This is a genomic window from Micromonospora sp. CNZ299 (genome assembly GCF_002754415.1).
Window position 1 is genome coordinate 6,514,287 of record NZ_PEFG01000001.1, and the last position, 13,453, is coordinate 6,527,739.

General features: G+C 72.0%; 12 protein-coding genes. 6 read left to right on the top strand and 6 right to left on the bottom strand.

The window, feature by feature from the left end:
• Positions 1–60: 60 nt before the first annotated feature.
• Together CLT68_RS29375 and CLT68_RS29380 are read left to right on the top strand one after the other, a co-directional pair.
• Positions 61–918 (top strand): serine hydrolase, encoded by an 858-nt coding sequence (locus CLT68_RS29375; protein ID WP_099855842.1) that lies wholly within the window; start codon positions 61–63, stop codon positions 916–918.
• Positions 919–971: 53 nt separating this feature from the next.
• The gene (locus CLT68_RS29380; RefSeq protein WP_099855845.1) at positions 972–1,673 is read left to right on the top strand and encodes a lysoplasmalogenase; all 702 of its coding nucleotides are present in this window, start codon (positions 972–974) and stop codon (positions 1,671–1,673) included.
• On the opposite strand, the gene CLT68_RS29385 is transcribed toward CLT68_RS29380, so the two are convergent.
• Positions 1,642–2,439 carry a tyrosine-protein phosphatase gene (locus CLT68_RS29385; RefSeq protein WP_099855847.1) on the bottom strand — a complete coding sequence of 266 codons (798 nt, stop codon included), beginning with the start codon at positions 2,437–2,439 and terminating at the stop codon, positions 1,642–1,644. The two genes, CLT68_RS29380 and CLT68_RS29385, sit on opposite strands and share 32 nt — an antisense overlap.
• A 44-nt stretch (positions 2,440–2,483) precedes the next feature.
• Between CLT68_RS29385 and CLT68_RS29390 the strand changes: the two genes are divergently transcribed.
• Together CLT68_RS29390 and CLT68_RS29395 are read left to right on the top strand one after the other, a co-directional pair.
• Positions 2,484–3,581: a mandelate racemase/muconate lactonizing enzyme family protein gene (locus tag CLT68_RS29390; protein WP_099855849.1), complete on the top strand. Its 1,098-nt coding sequence runs from the start codon at positions 2,484–2,486 to the stop codon at positions 3,579–3,581.
• A gap of 58 nt (positions 3,582–3,639) precedes the next feature.
• Entirely contained in the window at positions 3,640–4,566 is a 927-nt protein-coding gene (locus CLT68_RS29395; protein ID WP_088949277.1) for a C40 family peptidase, read from the top strand.
• 38 nt (positions 4,567–4,604) lie between these two features.
• On the opposite strand, the gene CLT68_RS29400 is transcribed toward CLT68_RS29395, so the two are convergent.
• The gene (locus CLT68_RS29400) at positions 4,605–5,603 is read right to left on the bottom strand and encodes a TerC family protein (RefSeq protein WP_099855851.1); all 999 of its coding nucleotides are present in this window, start codon (positions 5,601–5,603) and stop codon (positions 4,605–4,607) included.
• A 485-nt stretch (positions 5,604–6,088) separates the two neighbouring features.
• Here CLT68_RS29400 and CLT68_RS29405 point away from each other — a divergent pair, with 485 nt between their 5' ends.
• Positions 6,089–6,382, top strand: coding sequence for an antibiotic biosynthesis monooxygenase family protein (locus CLT68_RS29405; RefSeq protein WP_099855853.1), 294 nt, complete (start codon positions 6,089–6,091; stop codon positions 6,380–6,382).
• 108 nt (positions 6,383–6,490) lie between these two features.
• Here CLT68_RS29405 and CLT68_RS29410 read toward each other — a convergent pair whose 3' ends face one another.
• The 4 genes from CLT68_RS29410 to uvrB form a co-directional block, all read right to left on the bottom strand.
• The gene (locus tag CLT68_RS29410; protein WP_099855855.1) at positions 6,491–7,348 is read right to left on the bottom strand and encodes a helix-turn-helix domain-containing protein; all 858 of its coding nucleotides are present in this window, start codon (positions 7,346–7,348) and stop codon (positions 6,491–6,493) included.
• A 320-nt stretch (positions 7,349–7,668) separates the two neighbouring features.
• A complete protein-coding gene (locus CLT68_RS29415) occupies positions 7,669–8,037 on the bottom strand; it encodes a VOC family protein (protein WP_099855857.1) in 369 nt (122 codons plus the stop codon).
• 79 nt (positions 8,038–8,116) lie between these two features.
• Positions 8,117–8,971, bottom strand: coding sequence for a helix-turn-helix domain-containing protein (locus tag CLT68_RS29420; protein WP_099855859.1), 855 nt, complete (start codon positions 8,969–8,971; stop codon positions 8,117–8,119).
• A gap of 84 nt (positions 8,972–9,055) precedes the next feature.
• The gene (gene uvrB / locus CLT68_RS29425) at positions 9,056–11,164 is read right to left on the bottom strand and encodes an excinuclease ABC subunit UvrB (protein WP_088949283.1); all 2,109 of its coding nucleotides are present in this window, start codon (positions 11,162–11,164) and stop codon (positions 9,056–9,058) included.
• A gap of 208 nt (positions 11,165–11,372) precedes the next feature.
• On the opposite strand from uvrB, the gene CLT68_RS29430 reads away from it, so the two are divergent.
• Positions 11,373–13,451, top strand: a complete 2,079-nt coding sequence (locus CLT68_RS29430; protein WP_099855862.1) for a hypothetical protein — start codon at positions 11,373–11,375, stop codon at positions 13,449–13,451.
• Positions 13,452–13,453 lie beyond the last annotated feature (2 nt).

A 13,453-nucleotide genomic window follows, 5' to 3' on the forward strand; every position in this document is an offset into this window, starting at 1 on the left:
TTCCCCAGGGGTACGCGGGCCAGCCCGACCGGCTGCCGTCGATCGGCTACGGTCACCGGCATGACCTGGGATGATCTCGACGCCCACCTGGACAAGGTGCCCGGCACCGTCTCGGCGTACGTGGGCCGACCCGACGCGCCGCCAACCTGGACCCGTCACCCGGACGCCGCCCACTACGCGGCGAGCACCATGAAGGTGGCGGTGCTCGCCGCCCTGCACCGCGCCGCCGAGGCCGGCACGCTGGACCTGGACGCCCCGGTCCCCGTTCTCAACGAGTTCGACTCCGCCCAGCCTGGCGCGCCCCGGTTCTCCTGCGCCCAGCACTACGACAACGACGACGCGGTCTGGGACCGGCTGGGTGGCACGGCGTCGCTGCGCTGGCTGGCCGACCGGATGATCGTGCGATCCAGCAACCTGGCCACCAACCTGGTCATCGGGCACGTCGGGCTGCCCGCGGTGGCCGAGGTGTGGGCGGGCACCGGCGCCCGCACCAGCGTCACGGGCCGCGGCATCGAGGACTTCGCCGCCCGCGAGGCCGGCATCACCAACACGGTCACCGCCGCCGACCTGGCCGCCCTGCTCGGCGCACTGGCCACCGGGGCCGACACCCCGGGCCCGCTCGCCTCGCCCGCCGGCTGCACGGCCATGCTGGACGTCCTTCTCGCCCAGGAGCACCGCGAGGACCTGGCCGCCGGCCTGCCCGAGGGCACCCGCATCGCGCACAAGAGCGGTTGGGTACGCGGGGTCCGACACGGTGCCGGCCTGGTCCTGCCCGACGACGCCCCGCCCTACCTGATCACCGTCTGCACCACCACCACCACCGACCTGGCCGGCGGCGACGACGAGGTCGAGGACGACGCCTGCCGGCTGCTCGCACACATCTCCGCGCAGGTCTGGGCCGCCCGTCACCAGCTCTGACCACGACCCGCCGTTGCGGCTAGGCTGCTCGCACCCCCACCCCGGAGCCGCCGATGCCCCGCAGTCGCACCATCCTCATCGCCTTCCTCGTCGTGACGGCGGCGAACCTGCTGGCCAACGCCACCGATGGCCGCGTGGCCGAGGCACTCACCAAGCCGCTGCTGATGCCGCTGCTGGCCGCGTACCTCTGGCGGGCCGCCGCCGAGCGCGGCGCCCGCCCGGACCGGCTGGTGCTCGTCGGGCTGGCCTTCTCCACCGGCGGCGACGTGTTCCTGCTCGGCGACGACACCGGTTGGTTCATCGCCGGCATGGCCTGCTTCCTCGGCACGCACCTCTGCTACATCGCGGCGTTCACCCGACACGGCGCCGCGACCGCGCTGCGGCGTGCGCCGCTGCTCGCGGTCCCTCTGACGTACGCGGTGCTGACCGTCGTCGCGCTGTGGTGGATGTGGGCGGGACTGACCGACGCCGGGCTCGCCGTGCCGGTGGCCGGCTACGCGCTCGCGCTGGCCGCGATGGCCACCACCGCCACCACCAAGGGCTGGCGGGTCGGTCTCGGCGCAGCGCTGTTCCTCGGCTCCGATCTGCTGATCGCCGCCGGGGTGGCCGAGGTGGCCCAACCACCCGGCGCACCCGTGCTGGTCATGGCGACCTACGCCGCCGGCCAGGCGCTGATCGTCCTCGGCCTGGCCGCCCGCGTCGGCACACCCCCGGGCGCGCCGGTCACTCCAGCAGTTGCGCCCGCAACGCGCTGAGGGTCTCGTCGGTCAATCCCAACCCGTCCCGCAGGTACGCGTCGAACGAGCCGTGCACGCGGCGTACCTCGTCGTAGCCGGCGTCGAGGTACTCGGCGCGGACCTCCAACACCGGCAGCACCGCGTCGACGTCCAGCTCCGGCTGCCGTCGTCGCATCGCCTCGATGATCACCGCCCGCAGGCTGTCGGTCAGCTCGTTGTTGCGTAGGTAGTCGGCGCGGATCGCCGCCTCGTCCACGCCGAGCGCCGTCAACAGGATGACGGTCAGCCAACCGGTGCGGTCCTTGCCGGCGGAGCAGTGGTAGACCATCGGCAGGTTCTCCGGCTGGGCGGCCAGCCGCACCGCCTCCGCGAAGCCGACCCGAGCCGACTCGCCGGTCACGAACCACCGGTAGATGGCGGCCATCGCCCCCGTCGTGCCCTGCCGGGCCAGCTCCGCGTACGCGTTCAGGTCGTGGCCGAGCAGCACCGCCGACACGTACGTGAAGACCGGGTGCTCCGGGTCGTGCACCGGCAGGCACACCACCCGTGGCTCACCGGCCAGTCGATCCGCCGGGGCGACCTCGATCTCCGCGGGGGCGCGCAGGTCGAGCACGCACGCCGGTCCCAGCTTCGCGAGCACCGGCAGATCCTCGTCGGTCAGCCGCCCCAGCGCGGGAGTGCGGAGCAACTGCCCCGCCCGGACCCGCCTCCCGTCGGCACCGACGAGCCCACCCAGATCGCGTGCGTTCGGTGCACCTACCAGCTCCCAGCCCTGCCCGGTCATCCGGTCTCCCATCCCGACGTGCGCCTGCGTATAGGGTGCCTGACATGACGATCTCGGAGGTACGCACCCACCGGGTTTCGGCCCCCTTACACACCCCGTTCGTCACCGCGTTGCGTCGTACCACCACAGTGGACACCCTCGTCGTCGAACTGGTCGACTCCGACGGCCGTTCCGGCTTCGGCGAGGCCCCCCAGGTGTGGCAGGTCACCGGCGCGTCGGTCGCCGGCGCACGGGCGTGCGTACGCGAACTGCTCGGCCCCCAGCTGATCGGCCGTGACCCGGACGACCTGGTGGCCCGATGCTCCGAGGTGCAGCGCGCGGTGGTCGGCAACGAGGCGGCGAAGGCCGCGGTGGACGTCGCCCTGCACGACCTCGCCGCCCGGCGGTTGGGCGTACCCCTGGTGCGGTTGCTCGGGGGCACCAGGCTGCGGGTGCCGACGGACGTCACGCTCGCGGCGGGCGACGCGGTGGACCTGGCGGCGGCGGCGCGGCAGCGGCAGGCGGACGGCTTCGGCGTGCTGAAGTTGAAGGTCGGCACCGACGCGAGCACCGACCTGGACCGGGTCCGGGCCGTTCGCGCGGCCGTCGGCCCGGGGGTGCGGATCCGGCTCGACGCCAACCAGGGCTGGACGCCCCGGGAGGCGGTCCGGGTGATTCGGGGCATCGAGGACGCCGGCCTCGACGTGGAGCTGGTCGAGCAGCCGGTGGCCCGCTGGGACCTGGACGGCCTGGCCTGGGTGAGCGACCGGGTGTCCGTGCCGATCCTGGCCGACGAGGCGGTCTTCGGGGTCCGTGACCTGGTGGAGGTGATCCGTCGTCGGGCCGCCGACCTGGTCAACGTCAAGCTGGCCAAGTGCGGTGGGCTGCACCCGGCGCGTACCCTCCTCGAACTTGCCACCGCCCACGGGCTCGGCACGGTGGTCGGCTCCATGATGGAGAGCCAGGTCGGCATCGGTGCGGCGGCGAGCCTGGTCGCCGCGTACGGCACCACCGCGGTGCCCGACCTGGACGCCGCCTGGTGGCTGGCCTGGTCACCGGTGCAGGGCGGAATACGCTACGAGGGGGCGACCGTGGTGTTGCCCGACGCGCCTGGCCTGGGCATCTCCGGCCTTGCTGAAGCAAAGGTGCAGGCGCGTGGTTGATGAGCGTTGGTTTCTTTCATAGGGTTCCCTGGACAGCCGACTCGATCTGGGGGTTGACGTGAAGCTGCAACCGGGCCGCGAGGCCGTCGTCCGGGTCGCGGTGGCGACGCTCTGGACCTCCCCCGAGGCGGTCCGCCCGGTCGACCGTCCGGCGCTGACCGCCGGCGCCGACATCCTGACCTGGGTTTCCGGCCTGGACACCGACCAGCAGGTCGGCGACTGCGTGCTGAGCCAGCTCCTGCTCGGCGAGCGGGTCCTCGTCAGCGAGCTGCGCCCGGACGGCTGGGCCCGGGTGGTCGCCGTCGAGCAGCCCGCCGCCAAGCTGGACCCGCGCGGCTACCCGGGCTGGCTTCCCACCGAGCAACTGACCCCCGTCGACCCGTCCACCGACACCGGCACCGACCCGCCGCTGGTGGTCGACTCCACAGTCACCGGGCTGCACGCCGCTCCGAACGGTCCGGTGGTGCTGCCCGGCGTCGTCGTCGGCACCCGCCTCGTCCCGGCCGGCCCCGCGCGCGACGACTGGCGGCCGGTGCACGTCCCCGGTCACGCCGCGCCACTCTGGTTGCCCGACGACCACCTCGTCGCCACGTCGGCCGAGGCGCCGGCCGCAGCGCAGGCGCTCGCGGTGGCACAGCGGCTGCTGGACGTGGCCTACATCTGGGGCGGTCTCTCCGCGCACGGCATCGACTGCTCCGGGCTGGTGCACCTGGCCTGGCGGCGGTTCGGGGTGCTGCTGCCCCGCGACGCCGATGACCAGGCCGTCGCCACCACGCCGCTGGCACTGGGGGCGGAACGCCCCGGTGATCTCTACTTCTTCGCCCGACCCGGCCGCAAGATCCACCACATCGGCATCGTCACCGCCCCGCCCGGTAACGGTGGCGAGCGGCGGATGCTGCACGCCTGCTACCGGCGGCGGCGGGTCATCGAGGAGCCCCTGCCGGCCGACCGGACGGCGACGCTGGTGGGCGCACACCGCGTCTGACCGGCCGGGCGCGTTTCCCGCACCCGGCCGGCGACACGTCAGCGTCGGGCGTCGACCAGCTCGCGGCGCCGGTCCCGGGAGGACTTGATCAGGCTGGCGGCGGTGGCGATGCCCAGGGTGCCGAGGATGACCAGCAGCGACAGCCAGATCGGGATGTGCGGCGCCCAGCCGACGTGCTCTCCACCGTTGATGAATGGCAGGTTGTTGTCGGCCAACGCCTCCAGCACCAGCTTGACCCCGATGAAGCCGAGCACGACGGCCAGGCCGTAGCTCAGGTAGATCAACCGGTCGAGCAGGCCACCGAGCAGGAAGTAGAGCTGACGGAGGCCCATCAGCGCGAAGACGTTCGCGGTGAAGACCAGGTACGGCTCCTGGGTGATACCGAAGATCGCCGGGATCGAGTCCAGGGCGAAGATCAGGTCGGTGGTGCCGATCGCGATCATCACGATCAGCATCGGGGTGAACAACCGCTTGCCGTTCAAGTGGGTGGTGAGCTTCGCGCCGTCGTAGTCCTTGGAGATCGGCAGCGCCTTACGGCTCCACCGGATCAGCAGGTTCTCGGAGAACTCGTCCTCGTCCGGCTCACCCTGCCGGGCCAGGTTGACCGCGGTGTAGATCAGGAACGCGCCGAAGATGTAGAAGACCCAGGAGAACTGCGAGATCAGCGCGGCACCGGCGGCGATGAACCCACCCCGCATCACCAGCGCCAGCACGATGCCGACGAGCAGGACCTTCTGCTGGTACTGCCGGGGCACCCCGAAGCGCGCCATGATGATCACGAAGACGAAGAGGTTGTCCACCGAGAGGCTGTATTCGGTGAGCCAACCGGTGTAGAACTGCCCCGCGGAGCTGGCGCCCGAGGTCAACCAGACACCGACGCCGAAGATCAGGGCGAGACCGACGTAGAAGGCGACCCAGAGGCTCGACTCGCGCACACTCGGCTCGTGCGGGCGCCGACCGATGATCAACAGGTCGACGAGCAGGACCGCAGTCAGTGCGACAAGCGTTCCCGCCCACACCAATCCGGACACGTCCAACGTTCATTCCTCCGGCAGACACGCGGCGTCGGGCACACCGTACGCCCCCGGAGAGGCCGGTGTGCCGCTGTCGCTCACTCTGGTGACTGTCGGAGGTCTCTTCCGCCGCCGCCCGCGAACGGAACGGCGACCTACGGGGCCGGGTCGGGTCGCCGTGGTTCCGACGATCGACCGTGCTGACGACTCCGTCGCGAAGGAATACTCCCCTCCTCGTTGACCATTGTTGCCCACCACGCGCCGTGATCACACCCCGGGCACCCGGTGGCGCCAACCACCCCTCGCCGGGGAATACCGGGGGCAGCGCCCGCGTCAGACCGCCGCGTCACACCCGCTGTGGTGTCCTAGGAGGCTAGTGCAGGTCGGGTGCGGTTATCGGGTCGCTGAGCGACCCGCAGTCAGTCAGCACATGCAGCGGCGGGCACCGTCGACACCGGAACAGACCCCGCGGCACCGCCGACGCGGCCCGTCATGCGAGGCTGTCCGACATGGTGCTTGAGGTCGCGCTCATCGACGTACTGCCCGGACACGAGGACGCGTTCGCCGCCGCGTACGCCGAGGGTCACCCGGTTCTCGCCGGGGCAACCGGCTGCCGATCCGTGCGGATGACCCGGGGCATCGAGTCCCCGACCCGCTTCGTGCTGCTCGTCGAATGGGACTCGGTCGAGGCGCACGAGGAGAACTTCCGGGCCACCGAACGGTTCGAGCAGTGGCGGGCGTTGATCGGGCCACACTTCGCCGGTCCGCCCGTGGTCGAGCACTTCCTCGACGTGAAGGCCTGAGCCTGCTGTCGTACCCCGCGGTTATCGTGCCCTGCGCACGCGCACGCGCCGGCCGCCGGTCCCGACGGGCTCGGGGGCGCCGGGCCCGGTGGCCGCGCGGCGCGGCTTCTACTCGCCGACGCGGCGGGCCAGCACGGTGACCGTCTCCTCCGGTGACAGCGCGGCCGCCAGCAATGCCTCGGTCATCCGCTGGTAGCGGTCGACGTCGAGCACGGTGGCCAACCGCACGTCGGTGGTCAACGCCTCCAACATCACCGTCCGCGGGTCCGCGGGGTCGGGAAAGGCATAGCAGGAGTACGGGGTCAGCGGATGCAGCCCACCACCGGCCGCCCCGCGGGGCAGCAGCCGCACCGTGACATGGGACAGCCCGGTCACGGCGACCAGATGCCGCAACTGTTCACGCCAGACCTCGTCCGGCAGGTCGCCCCTGTCACAGACGGCCTCGGCGAGCACCGCCGTGTAGCGCGGCGGATAGGCCCGCCGCAACACCTCCTGCCGCAACGCCCGGGCGCGCACCTCGGCCTCCACGTCGACCTCGGGCGTGAGCTGGGCGCCGGCCGCGACCAGCACCCGCGCGTACGCGGGCGTCTGGAGCAACCCCGGCACGATCGCCGGCTGGTATTCGACGATGTCGGCGGCACCCGCCTCCAACTCGGCGTAGGTGCGCTGCCGTTCGCTCATCTCGCCCAGTGTCTTCCACCAGCCGCGGCTGGTCGCCGCGTCCCGGGCGATCACGATCAGCGCGTCCCGGGCGGGCGAGGGCACCTTGTAGATGTCCAGCAGATCGAGCACATCGGCGAGGTCAGGGCGGCTCTGACCCAGCTCGATGCGGGACAACTTCGACGTCGAGGCCCAGCCAAGCCGGTCGCAGACCTGCTCCAGGGTCAGCGCCTCGCGTCGGCGTAACTGGCGCAACTCTGCGCCGAGACGTGCACGTCGAATGACAGGACTTGTTGGCAGCGGCATCCCGGCCTCCCCACCGAGGGAGAGTACGCAGGACGATCACCCAGTGCAATAGCTCGCTCGCGCACCGCAATCAGGGGAAATGGTGCCGTCCGGCGGTCGGACCGGCCATTTTCCGGCGTTTCCGCACGTCAAGCGGCGTGCCTAGTCGTGTTGTCCAGTCCCGTGCACCGGAGTCCCGCGCACCTGGAGTCCCGCGTGCGGCAGGGCCCTGCGGTGCTGTGCCGCCCTGCGGTGCTGTGCCGCCCTGCGGTGCTGTGCCGCCCTGCGGTGGTGTGCGGCCCGGCAGTGCCGCACGGCTCCCGGCGTGCCGCGCGGTTGGCTCAGGGCCGGTAGGTGCCGAAGGACCAGACGGTGCCGGCCAGGTCACGGGCGGCGTAGTCACGGGAACCGTAGTCGGTGTCGAACGGCTCGCGCGTGATCTCGGCACCGGCGGCGCGTGCCCGGGCGCAGTGGGCGTCGACGTCCGGCACCGCCACGTAGACCGACCAGTCGTCGTCGGCCGGTCGAGATGCCGCGTCGGCCCGACCACCCAACATGATCATGCCGGTGTCGAGGACGAGTTCGGCGTGCGCGACAGTGCCGTCCGACGCCTCGTGCACCGAATGCACCTGGAAGCCGAAGGCGGAGCAGAGCCAGTCGATGGCGGCGCGGGGATCGGAGTAACGGAAGATCGGGTAGACGGTTCGCATGACCCGATTCTGCTGCCGGCGGCCCCGATCCGGATTGGACGAATGTGACCTGGGCGCGTCCCCTGCCGACCGGGTGGCGTCAGCCGGCCGGAGCGCGGGCGGCGAGCAGGGCGGCCGGAGTGGCCCCCGCGAACTGGCGAAAGTCCCGAATGAGGTGGGACTGGTCGTAGTAGCCGTAGCGCGTCGCCACCATGGCCCAGTCGACGGCGCCCACCTCGCGCTGATCGGCGCAAGCCGGCGCCCCGGCGGTCGGTCCGACGTCGGTGAGCACCGCGTACGCCCGCTGGAAACGCAGCAACCGGGCGGCCATCTTGGGCGGCAGACCAACCTCCTGCCGGAACCGGGACGCGAGGTGTCGCCGGCTCCAGCCCAGCTCGTCGGCCAACACACCGACACTCCCCTGCCCACCGCTGGAGACGAGCCACCGCCACGCCCAGTCGAGCCGGGCGTCGACCGGAGGGGACGCCGCCAGCCGGGCCGCGAGGACCCCGTCGAGCAGGGCGAACCGCTCCGGCCAGCCGGGCGTCTCCGCGAGCCGGCCACGCAGCCGATGCAGCCAACGGCCCGGGAGTTGCCCGACGTCGACGGCCCGGTTGGTCAGCTCACTCAGCGGCAGGCCGAGCAGCCGCCGGGCGGTCAGTGGGGCGAGCAGCAGCTCGACGCCCTCCCCCACACCCACAGTGCGCGTTGTGCACCAGCCGTCGAAGGTGCCGGCCACGAACGAGTCGACCATCGTGACGCCGCGCTGCGCGCTGCGCGGGTCGGTCACGTCCAGCGGAGCGCCCCAGCCAAGGATCAGCACCACGAAGACGCCCGCCGACTCGCGGCGCACCAGCGGGATGTCCGCCCGTTGCCGGTAGCCGACGTACCTGTCGACGAACGGACGCAGGCTGACCTCGGGCAGGCCGAGGACGAACTCGTCGACCGGTGCCACCGCAGTCAACCCCGCCCGCCCTTCGCACGGTCGCGATCCGGCCGGCCGCGCCCCGGGGAACGCTGATGGCCGGCCGGATGGCTGTCACTTCACGCCGGCGGCGTCCATGCCGCGCAGCTCCTTCTTCAGGTCGGAAACCTCGTCGCGGATCCGAGCCGCCAGCTCGAACTGCAACTCGCGGGCGGCGGCCAGCATCTGGTCGTTGAGCTCCTGGATGAGCTGGGCCAGGTCGGCGCGGGCCATCCCCTCCCGTGACGGGGTGGTGGTGGCGGACCGGCTCCGGCTGCGGGTCTCCTTGACCGGCGCCTTGCCTCGGGACAGCTGTCGCACCGCGCCCCCGACGCGGGAGTTCTCGGTGTCCTCCGCCTCGCGGTAGATGTCGTCCAGGATGTCGTGGATCTTCTTACGCAACGGCTCCGGGCTGATCCCGTGCGCCTCGTTGTGCGCGATCTGCTTGGCCCGACGCCGGTCGGTCTCGTCGATCGCCGCCGCCATCGACGGAGTGATCTTGTCGGCGTACATGTGCACCTGACCGGACACGTTACGGGCGGCCCGGCCGATGGTCTGGATCAACGACCGGCCGCTGCGCAGGAAGCCCTCCTTGTCGGCGTCGAGGATCGCCACCAGCGACACCTCGGGAAGGTCCAGACCCTCCCTGAGGAGGTTGATGCCGACCAGCACGTCGTAGTCGCCCTTGCGCAGCTCACGCAGCAGCTCCACCCGGCGCAACGTGTCGACCTCCGAGTGCAGGTAGCGCACCCGGATGCCGTTCTCCAGGAGATAGTCGGACAGGTCCTCGGCCATCTTCTTGGTCAGCGTGGTGACCAGCACCCGCTCGTCGCGGTCGGTCCGTAGCTTGATCTCGTGCATCAGATCGTCGATCTGACCCTTGGTCGGCTTGATCACGACCTGCGGGTCGACCAGACCGGTCGGCCGGATGACCTGCTCGACGAACTCGCCCTGGGCCTGCTCCATCTCCCAGGTGCCGGGGGTCGCGGACAGGTAGACCATCTGGCCGACCCGCTCCAGGAACTCGTCGAAGCGCAGCGGCCGGTTGTCGGCCGCGCTGGGCAGCCGGAAGCCGTGGTCGATGAGCATCCGCTTGCGGGACGCGTCGCCCTCGTACATGCCGCCGATCTGCGGGATGGTCACGTGCGACTCGTCGACCACCGTGAGGAAGTCGTCGGGGAAGTAGTCGAGCAGGGCGTGCGGCGGGCTGCCGGGCAGCCGCCCGTCCATGTGCATCGAGTAGTTCTCGATGCCGGAGCAGAAGCCCACCTGCCGCATCATCTCGATGTCGTAGGTGGTGCGCATCCGCAGCCGCTGCGCCTCCAGCAGCTTGCCCTGGCGCTCCAGCTCGGCGAGGCGCTCGGCCAGCTCCACCTCGATGTCACGGATCGCCCGCTCCATCCGCTCCGGACCGGCCGCGTAGTGGGTGGCCGGGAAGATCACCAGCTGGTCGACCTCGCGGACCACGTCACCGGTCAACGGGTTGAGGTAGTAGAGCTTCTCCACCTCGTCACCGAAGAGCTCGATGCGGACCGCCAGCTCCTCGTACGCCGGGATGATCTCCAGTGTGTCGCCGCGGACCCGGAAGGTGCCCCGCTGGAAGGCCATGTCGTTGCGGGTGTACTGGATGTCGACCAGCCGGCGCAGCAACTGGTCGCGGTCGAGCTCCTGCCCGATCTGCACCTTCACCGCCCGGTTGAGGTATTCCTCCGGGGTGCCCAGACCGTAGATCGCCGAGACGGTCGCCACCACGATCACGTCGCGCCGGGTGAGCAGCGACATTGTCGCCGAGTGCCGCAGCCGCTCGACCTCCTCGTTGATCGAGGAGTCCTTCTCGATGTAGGTGTCGGTCTGCGGGATGTAGGCCTCAGGCTGGTAGTAGTCGTAGTACGAGACGAAGTATTCGACAGCGTTGTGCGGCAGCAGCTCGCTGAACTCCTTGGCCAACTGCGCACAGAGCGTCTTGTTCGGGGCGAGCACCAGGGTGGGGCGTTGCAGTCGCTCGATCAGCCACGCCGTGGTGGCGCTCTTGCCGGTGCCGGTCGCGCCGAGCAGCACGGTGTTGCGGTCGCCGCGCCGAACCCGACGCTCAAGATCGTCGATGGCCGCCGGTTGGTCGCCGGCCGGCTGAAAGTCACTGACGACCTGGAAGCGGCTGTCCAGCCGAGGAATGTCGAGCGCCATACCGTCAACGGTACGCCGGAGGTCCGACAGGAACGGCCGTCACGCCAGGTACGTGATCAGCTTCAATATTCCCATTGTGTGGCCCATGTCACCGGGACTACCCTCTTCATGTAGGCCGCTCGCGGCGGCCGACCGGGCAGGTGGCCAGGCCGTCACATCACGGCCGGTCGCCCCCGGCACTGCGGTCGCAGCACCCGGCTCGCCCGGCGTGCGCACCCGTGTGGTCGCGCTCGAGGCGCAGACCGGCCGCCGCGAGCGCCCCTGCTCGTCACCCCGACGCCTCCCCGCCCGTTTCATCTCCGTGGACACCTCTCCGACCCCGGCACCCGACACCACTCCCCGCGGCGCGCCCCGGCCGGACGTCACCGCCGCCGAGCGGCCCAACTCCCCCAAGGTCGGGCGGTCAGGCAGCGGGCGGCACCGCTCCGGCACCGCCTCAGAGACCACCCGGAGCACGGACACCGGAGTCGGTTCCACCACCGGCCGGCCCACCGGCGCCCGCCGAGCCGCCACCGACCGCCCGACCGACGCCGCAGCCAGGGCCAGCCGACCTGCAAACGCCCGCTCGACCAGCCCAGGGCTGCCCACCGCCGCTCAGCGAACCGGCAGTGGGCGCAGGCCCGAGAAGGACCGGACCACCGGCGGCCAGGCGCCCACGGAGATCCGGGCCACCACCGGCGACGGGCCCACGGAGAGCCGGACCACCACCGGCCAGGGCCCCACGCAGCGCCGAACCGCCACCGGGCGAGGTCCCGGGACAGCCGGGACGAACACCCGCCGCGAGGCCACTGCCGAACCCCCCACCGACACGGCGGACGCCACCGGCCCGGCCCCGGTCAGCCGCCGCAGACGTACCCTGCTGCTGTTGCTCGCCCTGACCGCCGCGACGTCCGCGACGGCGCTGGTGCTCGGGTTGTTGAGCTGGGCGCCCGACCCGCCCGAGCCGACCCGGCCGCTGACCCTCGCCGAGGGCGAGCGGCTGGCCGCCGTGCGGGTCACCAACCTCCGGGACCTGCGCGCCGGAGTCCGCATCACCGCCGGCGCCGACGCCGCCCGGATCGAACTGGTGGGCTGGGTGGACTGGTCGCGGTCACTGCTCTACCTCGATGTGGGTGGGCCGGGCGCGGGCACCGAACGCGGGCTGGTGCAGCGGGTCGGCCCGGTCCTGGTCATCCGGCCCGACCCGGCAGCAGTGCCCACCCCCGCCGCGCCGCCCCTGCTGCCTCCGGCGGACCGTTGGCGGCTGCACCGACTGGCACCCGGGACGAACCTGGCACCCGTGCTCGACCTGCTCCTCGGCCTCGCCGCCGACCGCCCGGACCAGACCCAGGCGGTGCCCGGCAGCGGTGCGCGTTGGATCGCTCAGGACACCGTGGCGGCCGGTCCGGTGGACGTCCTTGAGGCGTCGCTGCCGGCCGGACCGCCACGCCGTAGCCCGGCATTCGGCAGCACGGTGGCACCCACGCCGAGCGCCGTGCCGGCGAGCACCGACCCGAACGGGCAGACCCGGTTCTGGCTCGATCAGGACGCCCGACTGCACAAGCTGGTGACCCGGTTGCCCGGCGTCGGCCCGGTCACGATGATCCTCAACCGGGCGGACCGGCCGACGCTGCGTCCGGTGGACGCACTCGGCGGCCGGCCCGGCCTGCCCCGCGCGCTGACCGACGCCGAGCGGCGTCGACTGGACCGGTTGCCGGCCCGGCTCCGGGCCCAGCGCGGTGCGACGATGACGCTGACCGCGCCCGTCGGCACAGACACGAACCTGCGGGGCGCTGGCTGGGTGAGCTGGACCACGGGTACCGCGTACCTCGCGGTCGCCGACCTGGGCGTGCCGGACCGCCGGACCCTGCTGCGGCGCGACACCGCCGGTCTGGCCCGGGCGGATCTGCCGGCGGCCGCCGCCGGCGGCGGCACCGCGGAAGCGCCCGGCCGACCACCGCTGCCACCCCCGGCCGGGCCCTGGCGGGCCCAGCGATCGGGCGGCGACGACCTGAACGTGCTGGTCGAGGCCGCGGTGGCCGCCGGGTCGGTCGGGCCACCAGGAACGGCCCTCCGGGTACGCGAGGACGTCACCGCCGGACGGACCGTGGACGTCGTCGAGGTGGGTCCGGCCGACGCCCGACTGCGTTACTGGATCGACCGCGACGGGTCGCTACGCCGGCTGGAGCTGCACACCGACGCCAACGCCTGGGCCCAACTGGACCTCCAGCCCGCCGTGGTGCCCCGACTGATTCCAGTGCCTCGCCCGGCCGCCAAGCCTCGACCCACGACACCTCGGCCCCGCTGAGC